This window comes from Bacteroidota bacterium, assembly GCA_018698135.1.
Classification (GTDB): Bacteria; Bacteroidota; Bacteroidia; order CAILMK01; family JAAYUY01; genus JABINZ01.
Genome location: JABINZ010000278.1, coordinates 22,712 through 45,145, shown reverse-complemented (window position 1 = coordinate 45,145; position 22,434 = coordinate 22,712). Strand labels below are relative to the sequence as shown.

The 22,434-nt window shown below is 35.5% G+C and carries 23 protein-coding genes; 14 read left to right on the top strand and 9 right to left on the bottom strand.

Going from position 1 to position 22,434, the window contains the following annotated elements:
• Positions 1-374 precede the first annotated feature (374 nt).
• The 3 genes from HOG71_17290 (at position 375) to HOG71_17280 (ending at position 4,980) form a co-directional block, all read left to right on the top strand.
• Entirely contained in the window at positions 375-3,329 is a 2,955-nt protein-coding gene (locus HOG71_17290; GenBank protein ID MBT5992604.1) for a T9SS type A sorting domain-containing protein, read from the top strand.
• A gap of 11 nt (positions 3,330-3,340) precedes the next feature.
• Entirely contained in the window at positions 3,341-3,778 is a 438-nt protein-coding gene (locus tag HOG71_17285) for a hypothetical protein (protein ID MBT5992603.1), read from the top strand.
• A gap of 248 nt (positions 3,779-4,026) precedes the next feature.
• Positions 4,027-4,980 (top strand): T9SS type A sorting domain-containing protein, encoded by a 954-nt coding sequence (locus HOG71_17280; protein ID MBT5992602.1) that lies wholly within the window; start codon positions 4,027-4,029, stop codon positions 4,978-4,980.
• Positions 4,981-5,131: 151 nt separating this feature from the next.
• Here HOG71_17280 and HOG71_17275 read toward each other — a convergent pair whose 3' ends face one another.
• The 4 genes from HOG71_17275 to HOG71_17260 all read right to left on the bottom strand — a co-directional run bounded on the left by HOG71_17275 (position 5,132) and on the right by HOG71_17260 (position 9,062).
• Positions 5,132-6,100, bottom strand: coding sequence for a lipid A deacylase LpxR family protein (locus HOG71_17275; GenBank protein MBT5992601.1), 969 nt, complete (start codon positions 6,098-6,100; stop codon positions 5,132-5,134).
• 75 nt (positions 6,101-6,175) lie between these two features.
• On the bottom strand, positions 6,176-6,739 hold the full coding sequence (locus tag HOG71_17270) for a hypothetical protein (GenBank protein ID MBT5992600.1): 564 nt from the start codon (positions 6,737-6,739) through the stop codon (positions 6,176-6,178).
• Positions 6,740-6,856: 117 nt separating this feature from the next.
• Entirely contained in the window at positions 6,857-7,840 is a 984-nt protein-coding gene (locus tag HOG71_17265) for a D-glycero-beta-D-manno-heptose-7-phosphate kinase (GenBank protein MBT5992599.1), read from the bottom strand.
• Positions 7,841-7,865: 25 nt separating this feature from the next.
• Complete coding sequence (locus HOG71_17260; protein MBT5992598.1) at positions 7,866-9,062, bottom strand: pyridoxal phosphate-dependent aminotransferase; 1,197 nt, start codon at positions 9,060-9,062, stop codon at positions 7,866-7,868.
• Positions 9,063-9,356: 294 nt separating this feature from the next.
• On the opposite strand from HOG71_17260, the gene HOG71_17255 reads away from it, so the two are divergent.
• The 3 genes from HOG71_17255 to HOG71_17245 all read left to right on the top strand — a co-directional run bounded on the left by HOG71_17255 (position 9,357) and on the right by HOG71_17245 (position 11,309).
• Positions 9,357-9,707 (top strand): hypothetical protein, encoded by a 351-nt coding sequence (locus HOG71_17255; protein ID MBT5992597.1) that lies wholly within the window; start codon positions 9,357-9,359, stop codon positions 9,705-9,707.
• A 122-nt stretch (positions 9,708-9,829) separates the two neighbouring features.
• Positions 9,830-10,567, top strand: coding sequence for an ABC transporter permease (locus HOG71_17250; GenBank protein ID MBT5992596.1), 738 nt, complete (start codon positions 9,830-9,832; stop codon positions 10,565-10,567).
• A 4-nt stretch (positions 10,568-10,571) separates the two neighbouring features.
• Positions 10,572-11,309 (top strand): ATP-binding cassette domain-containing protein, encoded by a 738-nt coding sequence (locus tag HOG71_17245; GenBank protein MBT5992595.1) that lies wholly within the window; start codon positions 10,572-10,574, stop codon positions 11,307-11,309.
• A gap of 165 nt (positions 11,310-11,474) precedes the next feature.
• Here HOG71_17245 and HOG71_17240 read toward each other — a convergent pair whose 3' ends face one another.
• The 4 genes from HOG71_17240 to lipB form a co-directional block, all read right to left on the bottom strand.
• On the bottom strand, positions 11,475-12,239 hold the full coding sequence (locus HOG71_17240) for a TPM domain-containing protein (GenBank protein ID MBT5992594.1): 765 nt from the start codon (positions 12,237-12,239) through the stop codon (positions 11,475-11,477).
• A 6-nt stretch (positions 12,240-12,245) separates the two neighbouring features.
• A complete protein-coding gene (locus HOG71_17235) occupies positions 12,246-12,695 on the bottom strand; it encodes a TPM domain-containing protein (protein ID MBT5992593.1) in 450 nt (149 codons plus the stop codon).
• Between the two features lie 2 nt (positions 12,696-12,697).
• Entirely contained in the window at positions 12,698-13,276 is a 579-nt protein-coding gene (locus HOG71_17230; protein MBT5992592.1) for a LemA family protein, read from the bottom strand.
• 115 nt (positions 13,277-13,391) lie between these two features.
• Complete coding sequence (lipB, locus tag HOG71_17225) at positions 13,392-14,093, bottom strand: lipoyl(octanoyl) transferase LipB (protein ID MBT5992591.1); 702 nt, start codon at positions 14,091-14,093, stop codon at positions 13,392-13,394.
• A 126-nt stretch (positions 14,094-14,219) separates the two neighbouring features.
• Between lipB and ssb the strand changes: the two genes are divergently transcribed.
• Positions 14,220-14,657 (top strand): single-stranded DNA-binding protein, encoded by a 438-nt coding sequence (gene ssb, locus HOG71_17220; protein MBT5992590.1) that lies wholly within the window; start codon positions 14,220-14,222, stop codon positions 14,655-14,657.
• Between the two features lie 124 nt (positions 14,658-14,781).
• A complete protein-coding gene (gene gldE / locus HOG71_17215) occupies positions 14,782-16,026 on the top strand; it encodes a gliding motility-associated protein GldE (GenBank protein MBT5992589.1) in 1,245 nt (414 codons plus the stop codon).
• Positions 16,027-16,060: 34 nt separating this feature from the next.
• On the opposite strand, the gene HOG71_17210 is transcribed toward gldE, so the two are convergent.
• Positions 16,061-16,795 carry a hypothetical protein gene (locus HOG71_17210; protein MBT5992588.1) on the bottom strand — a complete coding sequence of 245 codons (735 nt, stop codon included), beginning with the start codon at positions 16,793-16,795 and terminating at the stop codon, positions 16,061-16,063.
• 227 nt (positions 16,796-17,022) lie between these two features.
• On the opposite strand from HOG71_17210, the gene HOG71_17205 reads away from it, so the two are divergent.
• From HOG71_17205 to HOG71_17180, 6 genes are all read left to right on the top strand, one after another.
• Positions 17,023-18,144, top strand: coding sequence for a cysteine synthase family protein (locus HOG71_17205; GenBank protein ID MBT5992587.1), 1,122 nt, complete (start codon positions 17,023-17,025; stop codon positions 18,142-18,144).
• A gap of 150 nt (positions 18,145-18,294) precedes the next feature.
• Positions 18,295-18,540, top strand: a complete 246-nt coding sequence (locus tag HOG71_17200) for a hypothetical protein (GenBank protein MBT5992586.1) — start codon at positions 18,295-18,297, stop codon at positions 18,538-18,540.
• Positions 18,541-18,554: 14 nt separating this feature from the next.
• Complete coding sequence (locus HOG71_17195; GenBank protein ID MBT5992585.1) at positions 18,555-18,872, top strand: TusE/DsrC/DsvC family sulfur relay protein; 318 nt, start codon at positions 18,555-18,557, stop codon at positions 18,870-18,872.
• Between the two features lie 23 nt (positions 18,873-18,895).
• A complete protein-coding gene (locus HOG71_17190) occupies positions 18,896-19,522 on the top strand; it encodes a hypothetical protein (GenBank protein ID MBT5992584.1) in 627 nt (208 codons plus the stop codon).
• Positions 19,522-20,862, top strand: coding sequence for a (Fe-S)-binding protein (locus HOG71_17185; protein MBT5992583.1), 1,341 nt, complete (start codon positions 19,522-19,524; stop codon positions 20,860-20,862). Before HOG71_17190 ends, HOG71_17185 begins: the two co-directional genes overlap by 1 nt.
• Positions 20,859-22,022 carry an aminotransferase class V-fold PLP-dependent enzyme gene (locus HOG71_17180; protein MBT5992582.1) on the top strand — a complete coding sequence of 388 codons (1,164 nt, stop codon included), beginning with the start codon at positions 20,859-20,861 and terminating at the stop codon, positions 22,020-22,022. Before HOG71_17185 ends, HOG71_17180 begins: the two co-directional genes overlap by 4 nt.
• The last annotated feature ends 412 nt before the right edge of the window (positions 22,023-22,434 follow it).

Sequence of the window (22,434 nt, the reverse complement as noted above, 5' to 3'; positions counted from 1 at the left end):
TTAATAAAGTATATTCTTTCATGAAATGTTCCCTAACAAGTCAAAGCTTGAAAAAAACAAAAACTGGTTCAAGATTTTTCCACACAAGTCCTAGCATGTAAAAAACAAAAACTGGTTCAAGATTCTTCTTGGACCTTTTTGTTTTTTTTTAAACAAGATAGAAGGCTTGTAAAATAGTTCCTAATTGCACAAGCGGACACTTTCGCAATTTTAAGGGGTCAGATTTGACAACTTTTTGAAAGTTGTCAAATCTTGAATTTTTAAGTGACTCAGTATGGAGTGAAAGGCAACATGTTCATTCAACATATCAATATTTATTTTGCAATTCGTACCTTTGATATGAAGAAACCATAGAACCATTAAAGCTACAAATCATGGCCAAATCCTACTTTCTGCTTCTTTTCATCATCGTTTTTTTAAATCTTTCAGCCCAGGAAAATGGCGGTCCTTACACTCCCGATAACAATACCGTATTACTCATGCATTTTGAGAATAATGCAAACAATTCTGCAAGTGTGGGGAATAATGGAATAATTCATGGAAGTGGTATCTCCTACGAAACATCTTTGAGCAATCATGGAAAATGTATTCGTATTGATAATTCAACCTCTTCAAAACAGTCTTGGATAGAGGTTCCATTTTATAATGACTTGAATTTCAGTACGGGCTTTGCCATTGAATGTTGGTTTAAAATAAACTCCTGGGGGCAAAATCACACCGAATACCCTATCATTCTAAGGAAGGGTGATAATTGGCCAGCCGATTATGAAATCACTTTTTCGTCAGCTTCAAACTCCATGCAGGCAAATGCAAATTGTGTTGATGATGCTCATCCCAGAGGTACTGATGCAGGAAGCGTTCAAAACACACTGGAAGCAGGTAAATGGTATCACATGGCTATTTACTTTGAAATTCAACAAAAACATTTATACTTACTAATCAGAGACGAGAATTATCGGGAAATATTTGCCAGTAGAGGTTATGTTCCAACAGCACTTTTCAACAGTAATGAGAAACTATATATTGGCTTTGGAAACAATAGTAATACTTATTTCGATGGCTGGATAGATGAACTGCGAATCAGTAAAACCTATAGGAAATATAGAGATGATGTAGTTTCTGCCATTAATTATGCTGAGCTAAAAGATGAAGTACAACCTCTCCTCAGAGATAAATGGAAAGTATATATGGATCCGCTAAGGAAATTTTTCCCCATTGATCAATCGACTGGCATCATACACAAAGGCAATAGCTGTGGTATGACCATGATGACCCGATTGGTTCATTTTTGGGAACATCCACGATTCCCCAGTGGTCAGCTTGACTTCTGGACGGATTCTGTACACTGGAATGTGAACTACGATAGCTCAGATTACTTATATGATTTAATGCCCAATACATTTTCAGCAAATCCCTCAATAGAGGAATATGGTCCTTCCTCTCACTTATCAGTTGAAGTGGGCACATCATCAAAATATTATCACGATGGTATGTCTGGAATGCCTAAGGCTTTAAAAGATTATTTTCATTATTCCGATTCGGCACGAATGATTTTCAGGGATGAATATAGCAAACACGAATGGATTGACATATTCAAAAATGAAATAAGCCATGGTCGACCCATTATGATAGGCGGACTCGAGGAACGCTATTGGAATGGAGGTGCAGGACACTTTTATGTTTGTGATGGTTATGATAAAAATGATTTGTTCCACACAGATATTTCCATGGGAGATGATGAATTCTGGATTGATATTGACTCATTTCCTTATGGCATGAATCAGGACGTAATCATATACATATTTCCTGAGTGGGAAGGGAAAGAACTCACACTCACTTACCCTCAGGGAGGCGAATATCTGGAGAAAAAAGATGAACTAATTATACAATGGACGAGTAGTTCAATTACCAACCTACTGTTGGAGTTTTCATCCGATTCGGGAAGAACCTGGAACAAAATTGCCGAAAACATCCATGCTTCAAGTGGGAGTTACAGTTGGACAATTCCTGACCATGCATCAGAAAACTATAAAGTACGGCTAAGTGATATGCTTAATCCAAATGTTTACAGGCGATCTAAAGTATTTCAGGTCTATAATCAAAAAACAATCAGCTTTAATTATCCAAAATCAAACACCTATTTTGAATCGGCAACAGAACAACCCATTTATTGGCAATCTGAGGGCATACAAGCTTTCAAATTGGAGTATTATTGTCATTCAAGTGGATGGGAAACTATTGCCGATTCCGTTTTGGCTAACAAGGGTTTATTTGTGTTTGACTGTCCCGAAATTCAGGCAGATGAAGTTTATCTTAAAGCCACTGACATCAGTGATCATAGTGCTGTATTTTATTCCGATACTTTTCGTTTTATGCCAGCATCATTGGTTGGGGGTGTGTACAAGAAAAACAACAAGAATATTTTAGATCTACATTTTGAAGAAAACATTTCAAATGCAGCTGAAACAACTTGTTTGCCGTATGAAAATCAAAACTACGGTAGCTATGCCGAAAACTATGATTTACACTTAGGGAAGGCTTTTAGAATTGATAACTCAGTAAATTCAGATTTTCATTGTATACGGATTCCACATACAACCGAACTTAATTTGGGAAGTAATTGGACCGTTGAAAGCTGGGTGAAAATAAATAGTCTGGGTACTAAAAAACTGGAGTATCCTATTCTCATCGACAAAGGACAATCTTTCGGTATTTGGCTTGATGGAAAAGGAAATGGCTTTGGTGCTCAGGTCAAATTTTCCAATAATGAAGAGATCAGTTTTTTTCAAAACAAGCAACTGCAACTAAATAAATGGTATCATGTTGCCATGGTAAGCGATTCCAGTTCAGGAAAAATCAAGTTTTATGTCCACAACGATCATCGCAAATTAATGTTTGAAGATTTCAGAGCTTTTCCTGCTGGTAGTTCAGGATTAATCAATCATTCGAATCATGATGTTTTTATTGGAGGAGTTGATGGAGGAAGCAATATTCAATTCGATGGGTGGTTTGATGAACTAAGAATTGGAAATTATGCCGTTGACTTTTCAGAATTGGTATCAAAAACACGAACAGCGGTAATTAACAATGACCTGAGAATTTATCCCAACCCAGTTGATATGAATTCAAGGGTTCATTTCAAGATAAATACAACGAGTCCTGTCCATTTGAGTATATATAATATGAATGGGCAGCTTATTTCAACTGTTATTAAAGAAAGTTTGGTTCAAGGCACTTATTATATTTCAGCAGCGTCCCTTGCAGGAGACACTGCTGAGACAAAAATTAAAATCTCCGTTGTTCGTAGCTTGAAGCTACGAACAGCCTAGAAATAAAACTCATGAAAGTAACATTGAAACAGATTTTAAGAATGAAAAATAATAGCTCATTAATTACCATAGTTGTTTTAAGTTGTTTTATTCTCCCTACTTGTTCATGTTCAGTGAATTCTAAAAGACCATATATAAGTCCAAAATACGAGAGTGTCTATATCTGGAAACTTGATAGCTGTGGTTGTTATCAACTAAGGGATGAGAACTTACTTGACAGAATCGATGAAGACTTTTCATTAAATGGAAAAAGTAAAAGCTATATTATAAAGCTTCTGGGAAAACCGAATTATAAACAGCCTAAAGGTTCAGACAAGGGTTCAACTATTATATATTACTTCTATTCTAAATGTAACTATGGTAAATATGCAGGAGAGCATTGGGGAGAGGTTATTATGGCTTTCGATGAAGAAGATAAATTAATACAAAGAGCTGCAATGTATCAATAAAATCCATTGTTCGTAGCTTGAAGCTACGAACAGCCCGTTAGGTCTGAACCCACTCTGGCTCAAGTTTGTAACTTGGGCCAAACGAATGAGTATGAAAGCTCAATAATGGAGCATGTAACCATCAGTTTCCCTTGCAAGAGACACTGCTAAGACAAAACGAATTTGAAGTAAACACATTAAAAACAAATAAATGACTCAAATGGCGCAAGCGTCCGCTTGTGACATAACTACACCATGTTGTTTGTAGCTTGAAGCTACGAACAGCTCAGGGCGGAGATATTTTTGGAAAAGCTGCGAATGACTTTTTTGGCAGTTCTGTATCGATAAGTTCAGATGGTTTAACTGTGGCAACTGGTGCAATTGGTCAATATGGAACTGGAATGACAGGCTACGCAAATGTATTTAAGTTTATCTCAGGTAATTGGGTTAAACAAGGAGGCGATTTAAAAGGTGAGGCAATAGAAGATCAATGCGGATGGTCAGTATCTTTGAGTTCTGATGGATCAAAAGTAGCGATTGGTGCACAACGAAATGATGCAAGTGGAATTAATGCTGGGCATGCAAGGGTATTTTACAGCTGCTATCATACAAGTTCAAATATAAAAGTAGCCCGATGCTTTAAGTATAAAGCCCCTAGTGGTGATGAAATCTATACTGTAAGCGGTATTTATGAGGATATAATCTCAAACTATGCTGGCTGTGATAGTGTAATAACCATCAATTTGACTATAAATACAGTTGATGTAAAAGTCACTAGGAATACCCCTATTTTGACTGCAAATACATCGGGAGCAAAATACCAGTGGTTAGATTGTGATAATGGTTTCAGCATCCTTCAAGGGGATACAAACAAATCCTTTACGGCAACTACAAACGGAAATTATGCAGTAGAAATTATACAAAAAGGATGCATCGACACCTCATTTTGCTATGACATAACAGGAATCGGACTGAAAGAAATTGAGCTAAGTAATTTCGTGTTACACCCAAACCCAACCTCTGGAATAGTAAACATAAAGTCTTTAAATAATTATAAAGAATTAACTGTCCAGGTATTAAATGAGCTTGGTGAAATTGTCATTGATAAAACATTCAACAATAATGATGAAATTGTTCTTAAAATCAATGGTCCACAAGGTATCTATTTTGTCAATTTGATCTATATCAATACAATTGAGAGGGTTAAGGTGATAAAGTATTAACCTGAGTTCAGGATAATAAACAAAAACTGGTTCAAGATTAAGCGGAAGCGGTTCTTGGACCTTTTTGTTTGGTTGTTAATATCAAAAAAAGCAAATCGATATCTCCCATTGAGTTATTCGTAGAGTACTCAGATGAACCTTGGGGAGTGTCTTAAAAAGATACCCCAATATTTATACTACCATAACGGTGAATTAATTCTGTGATAAAATTATTGGAATTAAATTTAACCATATAACGCAAACTGCATCTTTTATAATAGAGATTTACTCCTGTTCTCAATTGATATTGACGTGACATAAATTCGTCCTTAGATAAGGCATTAGGATCATCATTAAACAATCCCCCTTCGAGTGTTGCATCATAAAAAACACCTTGCAGGTTAGCTTCAAAAACCCACTCCCATATAAAATGATTTTTTGTTTCGGAAGGCATTGTCGCATCAACTAAAAACCTTGATTTATTACCAAATCTGGTCATTACCCCAATATGCAGTCTATTTGTTAATGTTCCAATTCGTGCAGATGCAAAAGGGGTAAAGTGTTCAGCAGTCCAATCGTTAAAAAAACCCTTTTCAATTCTAAATTGATAGTCGAGTAAAAAAGTATTTTCCAATTGATTATCCCAGCCTATTGGAATAGGTGAGCCTACAACTTCATGAATAAATGTTTGAAATTCTTTGCCTCTCGCTACTTCACCCATCCATCCAATGCCAATTTCATTTGAAAGTCTTAATTTCTTTTCCAAATTTATCAATACTGAAAAATTAGAAGCAAGCAAATAAGCGGAATAAGGACGATCATTTTCGATGGAATTGGGCTCCACTATGGAATAAGGTGTAAATATTCGCTGTTGTATTCCAAAGCCACTAAAGCTGCGACTTTCACTACTCTTCGAATTTAAAATAAGTTGAGCAGGTGTTTTCTTCAAGGCTTTATGCGTGTAAGAAAATGCTATTCCTCCTGTATAATAATTATCACTCTGAAATAATAAATCATTTTCAACTTCAAGAACTAAGCGGCTTTTTTCCTGGGCTAAATCAATTGCAGTTTCTGTTCGCTGCGCATAAACAAACTGACTAATTTGTATTAAAAATATAATTATGATAAAGTTCTTAACCACCATTGCTATCTAAAGACTACAAAACTATCAATAAATGTCTTAGCAGAGTCTCTCGCAGAGGACTCTGATGCATTATTAGCCAAATACATCTTCATAATGCGTTACAGGATATATTCCAAACTCACCAAATTCATAATACTTTGCTGAAGAATGTTCATATTCCGTACAGACCTCAACTAAATTCCATTTCCCTGAAACAGGATTATGATGTATATAATCTAATTTCTGAAATAGAAACTTTTCTGAAAATATAGGTTTTGCATCAAATGAAGGTTGAAACACATTATGCCGTTTACCTATTTTCTTTTCATTCGGATCAACAGATTCTTCCAGATCTTTTAGCAATTTCAATTTCCCAATATTCTGTAATCGTTTAACTATCTCATAAGCCATAAAACGCTTTCCATTTGCGACTAATTTGCTAATATTCTCTTTAGAAGGCACAAATACTATAAAATGACAGTGATTTGGCATGATAACATATGCAATGATTTTACATTCTCTTTCTACCAGTATATCAAACCACTTATAAATCTCACTGTAGAAATTCGTTATCTCAAACAGAGGTATCCAATTGAAACAAGTGAAAGTGCAGAAGAACAAAGAATCATCCGAGTCCTGAGAAGTTTTAATAGTCATATTCAAAAATAGAAAAATAACTTAGAATAGTTTGTATTTGATGCATCAGAGTCCTCTCCGAGAGACTCTGATGGAACCCAAAAACTCACTCAATAAGGTTATTAAATTAGGATAGATTTATTCAGCCAATAATCGAATACACTCGCTCAGGTAAGCATCCCGATTAATCGGAACTACTCCTACTTGTTCGCAAACAAGCCCACCTGCAATATTTGTCAGCATTGCTAAAAGGCTATTTCCAATTCCGCTGGCAATTGCTAAGGCAGCAATGGCTCCAACAGTATCGCCAGCACCAGAAACATCATAAATACTGCGTTTGTGCGAAGGAACGATCATGTCTTTCTTACGATCATTGATATAAACTCCTGCTTCAGATAAAGTGATGAAGGCAATCTTAATATTTGTGCGATCGAAAAGCTGTTGAGCAGCTTCTCTTAAGTCTTCTATTTGTATGGGTTTTGGGATAGTTAGCCCTAAACCTTCACGTAATTCTTTTAAATTGGGCTTAAAGAGTGTTGCATTTTTATAATCGAAAAAATTATTTTTCTTGGGATCAACAATAACAGGAATATTCCTCTTATTCGCTTCAGTAATAATTCGTTCAATTAAAGGAGCACTTAATAGACCTTTATCATAATCCTCAAAAACCAATGCATCGGCATTATTCATGGCCTTTACAGCATTTTCATAAATTTCATCCGATTCTTTCTGGCTGATAATAGCGGTAATCTCATTGTCAACTCGCATGAGTTGTTGTTGCTCGTTGGCAATTATTCTTGATTTAACTGTTGTTGGCCTGTTGGCTGATTGAGCAATATATTTTTTCTCAATATCTCTTTTGTCAAGCAAACCAAGTAACGTATTTCCATCAAAGTCATTACCAACCAAAGATACTAATATAGGCTCTGCACCCATTTCTTTTATATTGAGGGCTACATTTGCTGCTCCTCCAAGGCGGTATTCACGTTTATTTACTAATACAACAGGAACAGGTGCTTCTGGTGATATTCGGTTTACATTTCCCCACCAATAAGCATCAACCATCACATCTCCGATAACCAGAATCTTCTTTTTCTGAAAATCAGTGAAAATTTTATTTATTTCCTGAACACTTAATTTCAAATTTCTATTTTAATTTTTTTAAGCTTGATTCAATCCGTCCGATGGCTTTACGCAAGTTATCTTCGGAGGTAGCAAAAGAAATACGTACACACTCTGGGACACCAAATGCACTTCCTGTAACAACCGATACATTGCCATCTTCTAATAAAAACATAGCTAAATCGCTACTATCCTCAATTGTATAGTTTCCATAGCTTTTTCCAAAGAAACTGGTAATATCAATAAGTGAATAAAATGCACCATCAGGCACATTTGTTTTAACACCACTAATTTTACTTAACATGCTTACAACAATTTCTCTACGCTTCTTAAACTCATCCCTCATTTTGTAGGTAGATGATAAACTACTTGACAAAGCTTCAAGTGCAGCCATTTGTGAAATAGTGCATGGGCCAGAAGTTAGTTGGCCTTGTAATTTATTACATGCTGTTGCTAACCACAATGGAGCAACCATATAGCCTATTCGCCAACCTGTCATGGCAAATCCTTTGGATACGCCATTGACAATTACCACTCTATCTCTTAAGTCTTTAATCATAGCAAAAGAACAAGGACCACCAACATAATTAATATGGTCATAAATTTCGTCAGCTACGATAATAATATTGGGGTACTTTCTAAAAACCTTAGCCAACTCTTCCAATTCGCCCAAACAATAAACACCACCACTAGGGTTGGAAGGAGAGCTGAATAAAAACATCCTTGTTTTATCCGTTATTGCTTCTTCTAATTGTTGAGGGGTAATTTTATAATTTGTATCAATCCCCGCTTTAATAACAACCATATCGGCTCCGGATAGCTTAATCATCTCAGGATATGAAACCCAATATGGAGAAGGAACGATTACTTCATCTCCAACATCTAATAAGCTTAAGATAGCATTACTCAGCGATTGCTTTGCTCCTGAACTCACAATCACCTGATTAAAATCATAATCACACATGAAATCTGTATTGTATTTCTTGGCAATTACCTGACGTAGTTCAGAAAATCCAGCAACTGGAGGATAATGTGTAATATTATCATTTATAGCCTTTATGGCTGCTTCCTTGATATGATCTGGCGTATCAAAATCTGGTTCTCCTATACTCAGGTTTATGATATCTTTTCCATCAGCAATTAATTGGCGAGCCAGTTTGGCCATCTTCAAGGTTTCAGATTCCTGTAATTTCTCTACTCTGTTTGATAGTTTGGTGTTCATTCTTATTCTTTTAAAAGTTGCGAATATAGCAATTTCAGCCTAATATCATCATAAATATTTCATTCATGAATATTACTCACATGTTAAATAAAATGAAAATAAAATTCAAAACTGCTTGTTTAATTGCTATCACTTTATAATTTTGGTTGGTTGCATTTATAATGAAATGTGAGAATTAAAGGTATTACTTCATCATTTTTAGCAAAACAAATCAAACGTTTTTGCATTATTTGCTGGTTATCAACCCTTTAGTTAGCTGCATATTTTTTTATTGACAAATAAACATTAAATGAGTTGGAAAAGAAGAGAATAGTTAAGGATTATGAGAAACTGCCCGAAAGTGTTATTGATCATGTTAAATTAGCATACCCACAAGGTTTTGTTGATCATTTAATAAGTTTTAGTAATAAAGAAGGGAAACAGGTTTCTGCCTTACCATTTGAAACGGAAGAAATATATTATTTAATCCGAATGACTGTCAGTGAAGCTGAGCAAATTATTGAAGATGACGATGATTACGATGATGATGGAAATTTGAGTGATGATTTTTCCTCTGATGATATAGATATCCCTGAGGATATGAAACCAGAAAAAGACGAAGAAGTAGAAGATTCGGGGTATAAGAATGATGAAGAGGACGATTAATCCACTCCTGATCTAGTAATAAACCGTTTATTTTCCTGTTGTTTGCTATGCTCAGTATTTCTGAGATTCAATAATATTTAAACTACTTTTGTATTCCTACAAATGAGAATCTATAAGATCATATGAAGTTTTTCAGATATTTCGGACAATATCTTTTCATACTAAGGGATGCTGCCAGCAAGCCTGATAGCCACCGCGTTTTTTTGAAACGCATTTTCCAGGAAATGAACATAATTGGAGTTCAATCTCTTGGGATAGTTGTGGTTATATCGCTTTTTATGGGCATGGTTCTAACGCTTGAAATTGCTTATCAATTAGTTGCAGCCTGGGTTGCAGATACCGTTATTGGAGAAATTATTAGTGAAACCACCATGTTGGAATTAGCACCAACAATTACAGGTTTGGTGTTAGCAGGACGAGTTGGGTCTAACATTGCGGCTGAAATTGGCAACATGAAAATTACAGAGCAAATTGATGCTTTGAACGTGATGAGTGTGAATGCACCTTCCTATTTGATAGCACCTAAGATTATTGCATCTGTTATTGTTATCCCACTTTTAATAATCATCGCAATTGCATTAAGCCATGTAGGAGGCATGTTTATAGGTCATGTTACTGGTATATGCTCAATATCCGATTTTGCAGCCGGAGCCCAACATACATTTAAACCTTTCTCACTTATTTTCGCTATTATTAAAGCATTTTCATTTGCTTTTATTATCAGCTCTGTTTCTTCATACCATGGCTATAAAGTTACTGGAGGTGCATTAGAAGTAGGCAAGGCAAGTACAAAAGCAGTTGTTCATAGCTCTATTTTAATTTTGGTTTTTGATTATTTATTAGCTCAACTATTACTTTAATAATATGCTGGAAGTAAACCGGATATATAAAATATTTGATGGCAAGGATGTGCTGACTGATGTCTCAACAAGTTATGAGAAAGGCATTATCAACATGATTATTGGTAGCAGTGGAAGTGGTAAAACAGTTTTGTTAAAATGCATAGTTGGTTTATTGCATCCTGACAAGGGTAGTATATTATATGATGGTCGGAATTTTACAGAAATGAACTATCGCGAACAAAAGAAAGTTCGTCTGGAAATTGGCATGTTATTTCAGGGATCTGCTCTGTTCAATTCAATGACCGTAGCCGAGAACATTTCGTTTCCACTTAAAATGTTCACACAAAAGTCGCCAAAAGAAATTTCTAAACGAGTTGAATTTTGTTTGGAAAGAGTCAATTTAGATATAAAAGTGGGGAAATTGTATCCATCTGAAATTAGTGGCGGAATGCAAAAGAGAGTAGGAATTGCCCGTGCCATTGTGAACGAACCTAAATACTTGTTTTACGATGAACCTAACTCTGGCTTGGATCCTAAAACATCTCGGGTAATTGATCAACTTATTAAGGATATCACCAACGAATTTCAAACAACTACCATTGTTAATTCACACGACATGACTTCCGTTTTTGAAATAGCCGATAAGGTTGTTTTTATACACGATGGGCAAAATTGGTGGGAAGGAAATCCAGCACAAATTGATGCTTCAAAAAATGCAGAATTACTCCAAATGATGGATGCTTCTGGAAGAGAAGTGTAGAGAAATGCCTCAGCAAGTTTCAATTCCTGTATTATAAGATCTTTAAAGATTGCTGCCCTGAACGGAGTCGTAGGGCAAAAAAAATAGCCGCAGTTTAACAACTACGACCATATTATCTAACTTTAGCCACTCCTAATTTTTTGCACTTTAAGTACTTCTTCCATGCTACCAGCCTCCACCAGCGCCTCCGCCTCCGAAGCCTCCACCTCCAAAGCCACCAAAACCACCGCCACCAGATGAAAAGCCACCATAACCTGAACCACTGCCCCTGCTGCTGCTCATAAGCATCATGGCTGTCCAGAATGTAACATTATTAACCCTGGAATAACTCCTTGCTTTACCTATTCCAGAGAAAAAGGTAATGGCAATCATAAACAGGATAATAAATATGGCAGAACCTATTCCAGGTTTTGTTTCTTCCAGATAAACCTCGGCATTATATTCTTGTACTGCAAGCTTCATTAAAACAGTTGTACCTAAATCAAGACCTTGATAATAACTTCCCTGCTTAAAAGATGGAATAAATTCATGTTCCACAATACGTTTGGTTACCGCATCAGGAATAATTCCTTCAAGACCATAACCCACTGCAATAAACATTCTACTTTGACCTTCAGCTCCTGGCTTTATTAGGATAACCAAACCATTGTCCTGATCTTTTTGACCAACGCCCCACTTTTCACCTAAGCGAAAAGCATAATCAGAAACATCGTAACCACCCAGATCTTTAAGAACAACAATGACAATCTGGTTTGAAGTTTCACGCGCAAATTGTTGTAGTTTCTGCTCCAGATTAGCTACCTCTGACTGACTAAGCCAACCCATATAATCGTTTACTAAACGTGGAGGGTTAGGCCTGTTTGGAATATCTTGCGCTTGAACAAAAAGACCACTTATAATAAGAAAAAAGCTAATTATTAAATTCTTCATATCGATTTACTCTTTCCCAAATGAAATATCATCTGAGAGTTCATTAATGTCTTCTCCTTCTTTGTATGGAAAATATTTCTTCAGTTGTTCCCCTGATTTTAGAATACCGGATTCTAAGCCCTGCGTGAACTTACTTTCTTTGAAATTTGATTTCATTTCGTCCCTGATTTCATCCCAAAATCCTTCTGGGACTTCCTTATTGATTCCAGCATCTCCAAGAATAGCAAATTTGCGATCTTTAACGGCCAGATAGAATAAAATACCATTTCGCAGTTGGGTTTTGTGCATTTTGAGCTGAGCAAACAAATTACTGGCTCTATCCAATACGTCTCCTCGGCAATGGTTATCAATATGGACCCTGATTTCACCTGAAGTTTGCCTTTCAGCGTCTTCAATAGCTGACTTTATCGTCCTTTTTTCTTCATCAGAAAAAAAATTATAAATGGATTCGCTCATATTTAAAATTCAACAGTTGGAACTACATCTGCACCTTTATCAGCTTCAAAAAGCTCACGTTTTACAAAATCGTCATCTTCATTTTCAAACCAGCGCAAGGCCATCTTTCTGAACTTTCCACGGATATGACGGTTAAATTTCTGAACAGCTTCATTATAATTTCTACGCGAAACAGCAATACGGTTTTCAGTCCCTTCCAATTGTGCCTGAAGATCTCTAAAACCTTCAGTAGAACGAATTTGCGGGTAAGCTTCAAATGCCAAGTTAATAGCAGAATTGATTTCCCTTCCCATGAGCTCCATTTCGCCCGGTGTTTTAGCAGACCTGATTCCAGCTCTGGCATTGGTTACCTTAGTGAGTATTTCTTTTTCGTTTTCTGCGGCACCTTTCACCGTAGCTACTAAATTTGGAATAAGATCAGCCCTTCTCTGATAAGTAGTTTGTACATCTCCCCATTTTGCATCAACTTGCTCTTGAAAATTGATTGCTTTGTTATAAACGTTATTGGAATAGCCAACTATTATTATAACAAGGAGTACAATTACGCCAATTACAATCCAAACAGTATAATTTTTTTTCATGTTCTTTTTTTTAGATTTTTATAATTCCAATATCAACAAAATCCCTGCCTTTTGCAAAAAGAGCAAATATTGTCAGAAACAACATAATTTTTTATTCTAACACCTTTTAATGCTGTCATGCTGTCGTTAATGAAGCATTAAATAAAGTAGAAAAATGCACCTTCAATTTCTCTTTTACTTCGTTTAAATCAACCGAATAGCCTAACTCCTTCGACAATGAGGTAACAGCATTGTCCTTTATTCCACATGGCACTATGGTATTGAAATAGCTCAGGTCGGTTTGAATATTAAAGGCAAAACCATGCATACTAATCCATCTGCTAACCTTAACTCCTATCGCGCAAATTTTTCGAGCAAATTTAAGATTGCTGTAGTCCAGCCATACGCCCGTCATCCCATTAATTCTACCTGCATCAATATCATAATCTCTTAAAGTATAAATAATCATTTCTTCAAGCAAATTGACATATTCTTTAACTGTTAGTCCAAAACGGTTGAGGTCTAGAATAGGATATCCAACAATTTGCCCCGGACCATGATAGGTGATATCTCCTCCTCTGCTTGCATGAAAAAACTCAACACCTTTGTGTTTGAGTTCATCATTATTCAATAGAAGATTCTCAATAGCACCACTCTTCCCTAAAGTAATTACATGTTTATGCTCACAAAGAAAAAACTGACCATCTAATTCGATTTTTGAATTTGTATTGTCCGATCTTTTACTTGCCAGGTAATCATTAAAAACACCTTCCTGAATAGCCAAAGCATCCCCATACTTAATCTGACCTAAATCCTGACACCTCACTTTCAAGCTCATGCTTTTATTTTTCAGTTTCAATTCAAGCAAAATTATAAATATATTTATCAAATTATTAATTATTAAGTAAATTCAGGCTGTTTTTCTATCTTTGAAATAATTCTAAAACCTTAAAATCTAAAGCAAATGGCCTCTGTAAATAAAGTTATTCTAGTTGGAAATGTCGGAAAAGACCCAGAGTTAAGAACTTTTGACAGCGGAACAACCAAAGCTAGCTTTTCTATGGCAACCAGTGAGACATATAAGAATCGGGAGGGTGAAAAAGTAACCAATACCGAATGGCATAATCTGGTTGTTTGGGGAAATCTCACAAAAGTGGTTGAACAATTTGTCAAAAAGGGATCTCAAATTTATATTGAAGGCAAACTCACATCAAGAAGTTATGAATCAGATGGCGTAACAAAATACATTACAGAAGTGCGCGTAAATGATTTGGTTTTGCTGGGAGGACGAAGAGATGATAATGCTGGTGGCGGTAATCAGCATGATAACAGCAATCAATCAACTCCTTCAACACCAGATACCGATGTTAGCTCAAATGATGCTGACGATTTACCATTTTAAGGTTTAACACGAAAAATAAATTTTGGAAACATCCTCACTAGAGCCTGAACCGTATTCGGAATTATTACAGGTATTTTTAATTTCTCTAAGTAGAAACTTAGATCTGAACTTCATACTTCTTTCTTTGTTATTTGCACTTCTCATTGTTACATCTGGTATTATTTCAGGTTCTGAAGTCTCTTTCTTTTCCATTACTGATAAAAGTCTGGCAAAGCTTTCGAAAAGCAAAAACTTCATCGATCTCAGTATTGTGCGTTTAGTAGCTAAACCCAAAAAGCTTTTGGCAACCATTCTAATTGCCAATAACCTCATTAATATTTCTATCATTATTCTTTTCACTATTACGCTTAATAAGTATTTGAATTTTGAAGGAAAAGAATTGATTGCATTTTTAATTGAAGTAGTCACAATCACCATCTTATTGGTAATTTTTGGCGAATTGGTACCAAAAATTTATGCCAACCAAAACAATTTACTGTTCGCAAAAAGAATGGCTATTCCTATGACATTCCTGGTTCGCTTGCTTTATCCCATTTCATATTTCATGGTTAAGGGAACCAAGATTATTGAAAAAAGAATCAAGAAAAAAAACCACAACGTTTCGGCCGAAGAGTTTAAACAAGCTATTGATATTACCAGCCGCCACGATCAAAGTCTTGAAGACAAAACCATTTTAAAACGAATAATTAATTTCCGAAATGTTTATGTTAATCAGGTTATGACATCTCGAATGGATGTTATCTCTTTTGAGCAAAGCATGACTTTTGAAGAGATTGTTAGTGAAATAAATGAAAATAGATTTTCACGCGTTCCTGTTTACAAGGAAAGTCCTGATAAAATTGTTGGGATATTGTATATCAAGGATTTGTTGAAATATATTGGACAGGACAAGCAATTTGAATGGCAGAAATTAATTCGTAAAGCCTATTTTGTTCCAGAATCAAAAAAAATTGATGATTTACTCAAGGAGTTTCAAACCAAAAAAGTCCATATGGCCATTGTAGTTGATGAGTATGGTGGTTTTTCTGGTATTGTAACACTGGAAGACATATTGGAAGAAATTGTTGGTGAAATAACCGATGAATTTGATGAAGCAGAAGAAAAGCTCTTTCAAAAAATTGATGATTTCAACTACATTTTTAAAGCAAAAACACCTCTCACTGAATTCAATAAAGCATTAAATCTCCCAGATGATAAATTTGCAAAATATACTATTGGTGTGGAAACATTGGGCGGCTTGATGATTGAATTGCTTGGTAAAATACCGCTTAAGGGAGAAAAGACTACTTATGAAAACCTATTTTTTGAAATCGAGGCTTCTGACAGAAAAAAAGTGAAAGAAGTGAGAGTGATGCTACAACAGCTTTAATTAATCGAAAACTATTTTTGCCTTCTTGAGCATTTTAAAAAAAGCTCCTGCAGGGATTACAAATTACGTTTACACTATTCATGTGATCATTATTGATTAATCTATAGCTAAGCTCGATTTTTTTTGTTTTCTTATTTGCCTCATATTGTAGAACTTGGATGTATTTATTGTTGCATTTCTCCATATTATCAGCCGTAGGATTGATCAGTAATATTTTATAACCCATAAAATCAATAGTTTTTGGGCAATGGTTTTCCTGAACTATATCAAAATAAACAGTATCGTTTTGGATGATATCTTGAACCCTCACAGCATTATTGGTCTTTTCAACCTCTAATAAATACTTCAATATTATTTTAAACTCATCAAAATCATCCTTAGCCGTTTTTTTAAATGCCTTATTATCTGTGTTCGAGGTTTTTATCGAGAATTGAATATTCGCAGCATTTCTCCCTTTTAGCTCTCCTTCAATGTTTTCGCCATTCACCTTGATTTTTGTTACTTCCAGATATGGAGATTTCTTTTCGATATCATTTAATTCGCCAATAATAAAGGTATAATTTCCAATTTTATGTTCCTTGATTTTTATCTTTTTCATATCTGCCTGAACCAAAATTCGATTATCTTTCACATAGGAAAAGCTATTATCTGAATCCTCAACAAATGCATCCAAAAGTTGAGTTAGTAATTCATCAGCAGCATCCGAATTTTGAGAAAAAGCAACAAAGCTCAAGAATAAAGACAAGAATAAACAGAGTAAATTTTTCATGATGTTATTTTGATAAATAGAATGTAAAATTAATACTTTTATTGTATTCACTATAATAATTATTTTAGATAATCGAATAACAGGATGGTTCAGGTTAATGTTTCGCTAAATATTTGTTATTGACATCTATCAATCAATAAGTTCGCTTTAATACAATTCACATTGCACACCGAACAGGGATAAATCCTATTTTCGTTTTTATACTAGCCATTATGCCCATAGACAATATGAATGATTATGAAAATCGGTTAAAAGGACTTGCCTGCTTATTGGGTAATACGCCCTTATTGGATATTAAGTTTAAATATAAAGGAACTGTTAGGCATATTTATGCCAAAGCAGAAAACTTGAATATGACAGGGAGTATTAAAGATCGTATGGCATTTTCCATTCTTCAAAATGCATTTGAACGCAAAGAAATTGTTCCTGAAAGTCATATTATTGAAGCCACCAGCGGAAATACCGGCATTTCATTTTCTGCATTAGGAAAAGCATTGGGGCATCAGGTTACTATTTTTATGCCTGATTGGATGAGTCCTGAACGAATTAATCTGATAAAAAGTTTAGGCGCTGAAATACATTTAGTGAGTAAAGAGCAAGGAGGATTTCAGGGAAGCATTCGCATGTCGGAAGAACTCGCCAAGACACAAACACATGCCTTTCTGCCAAATCAATTCTCAAACGAGGATAATTGTATGGCTCATTACAATACTACAGGACCTGAAATATGGTGGCAATTACGTTTCCAAAGTTTAACCCCAGATGCTTTTATTGCTGGTGTTGGCACAGGTGGAACTATTATGGGTACAGGAAAGTATCTTAAAGAACAAAACAACGCTATTAAAATTTATCCATTAGAACCCAGCAACTCACCAACCCTTACCACAGGCCATAAGGTTGGAAAACATAGAATCCAAGGTATTTCAGATGAGTTCATTCCTTCAATTCTTGAGTTAAACAAGTTGGATGAAGTAATTAGTGTTGATGATGGTGATGCCATTATCATGGCTCAGAAATTAGCAAATCAATTGGGAATTGGTGTTGGAATTTCATCGGGTGCAAATTTGTTAGGCGCATTAATAATTCAGGAAAAACTCGGCAAAGATTCAGTTGTTGTGACCGTTTTTCCTGATGATAATAAAAAATATTTAAGCACCGACTTATTAAAAACTGAACCTATCAAGCAGGATTTTCTCTCACCAGATGTTGACTTAATTAGTTACAAAGCCCATAAGCGAGTTTGTCATACATGTTGTGATCCCGAAGCTTGTTTGGAAAAAGATTACTCAATTAACGATATTAACTTACTTCCTCATTGTCCGAGAAGAACCGCTAATTGCAATTGCTAATTGAAGAAATTCCAAAATCATGGAATTACCTATATAGAAGCTTGAGATGAACAATTGACCAAACTCTGAATTTCTTGCTGCTGTTAAACAATTCACAAAAAATCTATTATTTATATTTTTTTTATAATATTGCGCGCATAAGAATATCTTATGCAAGAATACTATTGTCCGAATTACAGTTCATGTAAACTAGTCCACACTAAAGGCTTTGTTGCTAACAATAATACGTTTGCCAATTATCTTGAATCTTATTGTAAAAAGACAGACAATTCCTGGGAAAATTGCAAACGATACATAACTAAAAGCACAATTAATTTTTGTCCCGATTTTGTCATGCCTGACACAGTTTTAAGTACGGATGAAATCATTGATAAATATGAAGAATTAGAAAACTAATTATAATAAACTCTATGGCAAGTTTAGAAATTGAAGGAAGAACGTTTGATGTAGATGGTGATGGATTTTTAACTGATCCGCATTCATGGAATGATGAAGTAGGTCGTTTAATAGCTAAATACGATGGTATTGAAGAGATGAGTGATAAGCATTGGGCTATTGTTAAAATCATCCGATCAAACTGGGAAGAAAAAGGGATGGCTCCAATGGTAAGGGTTATTTGCAAAGAAACAGGTATTCGTTTAAAGGAAATCTATGAATTATTTCCATTAGGCCCTGCGCGTGGGGCATGTCGTGTTGCAGGTTTGCCTAAACCAGACGGTTGCGTTTAATTCATCTAACTTAATCCAATTGTATGGAATGGTATCAATGGTTTGCAATTGCAGCACTCATCTTATGTAGTTTGGGCTTAATCCTGCATTTTGCCAAAATCCTGAAACTTGGAAACCCAAAAGACTTTTCAACTCCTGCTGGTAATCCGGTTGATGGGATTAAATATTCTTTGACAGGAGCAATGAGTCCTAAAAAGAAAGAATCTGCGTTTTTGCATTTACCTACGTATACTGCAGGTTTGATTTATCACATGGGAACATTTCTGAGTCTTGGCCTTTTTGTTTTAGTTCTTTTTGGGGTAAACATTCGTGGTGTTTTTAGCATGATAATTCCAATTCTATTAGTAATAACATGTCTTTGTGGATTAGGAATTCTTGTCAAACGTATGTTTAGCAAAAACCTGAAAGCTTTCACAAATGCAGATGATTATATTGCAAACTTTTTGGTCAGCAGTTTTCACATTATTACTGCATATATGATTTACACAAACTCTTTGCATAATGTGTATTTCATGTTGGCCGGTTTACTTTTACTTTATATTCCTATCAGTAAACTAAAACACACTTTATTTTTCTTTGCTGCACGCTATCATCTCGGATTCTTTTACGGACGGAGAAATATTTGGCCACCCAAAAAAGCTTCGAACTAATGGAAAAACTAACGAAAGAACAAATCACCAAAGGCTTGGAGGTACTGTCCAAACAGGAAGATGGGAAGCTTTATACTCATTTGAACTCTTGTGTTCATTGTGGGTTGTGTGCTGAAAGTTGCATTTATTATCAGGCTTTTGGAGATCCAAAATTTATTCCTGCGAAAAAAGTTGAGTTGGTAAATTCAATTTATCAACGCTATAATAGCAATATGGGTAAAATCGCGCCCTTTTTATCCAATGCAAAAAAGCTTGATGACAAGGTGGTTTTAGAGATGGTCGACTCTTTATTTGGAGGTTGTACGATGTGCGGACGTTGTGTTTCGCATTGTTCCATTGGTGTTGACATAGCCTATGTAATTCGTAAAGGGAGGGAAATGCTAACAGAAATGGGACTTACCCCTGCTTCTTTACAAAAAACTGTTGATACTGCGATTACGACAGGAAATAACATGGGAATACCAACTGATGAATTGGTTGAAACCATTGAATGGTTGGAAGAAGATCTGCAAATGGAAGTTGAGGATGATGAGGCAAAAATTCCTTTGAACGAAAAGGATAAGAATATACTGTACACCCTAAACCCTCGTGAACCAAAATTTTTCCCATTGTCGATATCTGCCATGGCAAAAGTATTTTATGCTGCTAAAGAAAGTTGGACTTTGTCGACAAAAATGTATGATATTACCAATTATGCATTCTTTTCATGCAATAATGCAGAAGCCGAAATCATTTCTCAACGGATGTATGATGAGGTAAAAAACCTCAATGCTAAAGATTTGATTCTAGCAGAATGTGGTCATGGAAATAGAGCCAACAGATGGGAGGCACCTAACTACCTCAAGAAAGAATATGATTTTGATATATTTTCTTCTGTTGAGCTGATGGCAAAATATATCCGAGAAAAAAGAATTATTGTTAATCCTAAATTAAATAGCGAGCGGGTAACTATTCACGATCCATGTAATCTGGTTCGAAATGGTGGTATTTTCGAAGAACAACGTTTTATTGTTAATGCTACCTGCATTGATTTTGTAGAAATGAAGCCTTATGGCTATGACAACTATTGCTGCGGTGGTGGTGGTGGACAGCTATCCATGGGTGAGTATAACGATAGACGTTTGGGAATTGGCAAGATTAAGGCAGATCAAATTAAAGCAACTGGAGCTAAAGTAGTTATAACTCCTTGTCATAATTGTGTCGACCAGCTTATACAGTTGAATGCATTTTATAAACTAAATGTAAAAATAATGACAATGGCTGAAATTGTTGCCGATGCTATTGTATTGGATAAAAAAGAATTAATAAACGCCTCCTTGGAGATTAATCAAAACACATGAGTAATTTAATCTATTTAGACAATTCAGCAACTTCTTTTCCTAAACCCGAAGCTGTTTATCAGTTTATGGACAGTTTTTATCGCAATCATGGAGTAAGTCCGGGTCGGTCAGGATTTGATGCTGCTATCGAAACTGAAGAAGTGGTTTTCGGAACACGCAAAATGCTTACTGAGCTTTTTCATGGAGATGGAGATCCAAACAGACTAACTTTTAGTTACAATGCATCAGATACACTGAACATGATTTTGCAAGGTTTGGCCGAAAAAGGAGATCATATTATCAGTACTTGTTTGGAACATAATTCTGTTTTGCGACCTCTTTATCATTTGGAGATGGACGGAACTGCAGAAGTGGATTATATTCCGTTTGATAAGTATGGATATGTGAATCCTGATGACATCAAAAAAGCGATTAAGAAAAATACCAAAATGGTAGTGGTTAACCATTGCTCAAATATAATCGGAACCATTCAACCAGTTGCTGAAATTGGCAAAATCTGCAAAGAAGCAGGTGTAATTTTTGTTGTTGACGGAAGCCAAAGTGCTGGTGCTGTTGAAATCGATATGCAAGCTATGGGTATTGATGTGTATATTTTTACAGGACATAAATGCCTGATGGGTCCAACGGGCATTGGTGGATCTTATGTAATGCCAGGTGTTCCTGTAAAAGGCACCCGCTTTGGTGGTACAGGAGTACGCTCTGCAGTTAAAACACACCTTACTGAATATCCATATGTTTTAGAATGCGGAACACTTAATTTAGTTGGAGTTGCCGGGCTAAATGCAGGTGTTAAATGGATTCAAGAACAAGGAATTGAAAATATCCATAAACAAGAAATGCTTCTTTGGGATAAACTACGAAAAGGAGTACAGGCAATTGATAATGTAACAACCTATTGTGCCGATAGCATTGAAAACCAGAATCCAGTTTTAAGTTTAAATGTTGGTGGATTTGAAGCTGGCGATGTTGGAACCATGCTGGATGTAGACTACGATATTGCCTGCCGTACAGGTTTGCAATGTGCACCAAAAGTACATGAGGGTATTGGCACCATCAACATGCATGGAACTGTACGCTTAAGTATTGGACCATTTAATACGGAAGCACATATTGATTTAGCTATTGAAGCTATAGCAGATATTGCTTCTATAAGGGCCTAAAACACAATTATCTATTTTGGAAGCCTCTTGATTTAATTCAAGGGGCTTTTTGTTTGTACTTTCGTCCGCTCAGAGTCTCCACTTAATAAGAATAAGTGAAAATGATATAATTCGATGTGTGACTCTGAGAATTAAAAACTAGCATCAGTATCCTCTACACTAATGTAGAACCGAATTGTATTCGGTTTATCAGCATTATGTGTGTCCGATTGCAAATCGGACCTACAATTACTGTCCGCTCAGAGTCTACAATTATTGATTCTAGGTTGCACAAATTAATATGAAATGTGATGAGATTTTCGTCTACTCAGAGTCTCCACTAATTAAGAATAAGTAAAATTGATATAATTCGATATGTGACTCTGAGATTTGAGAACTAAAGTGTCATCTTCGAAAGACATGTTGGGACAAA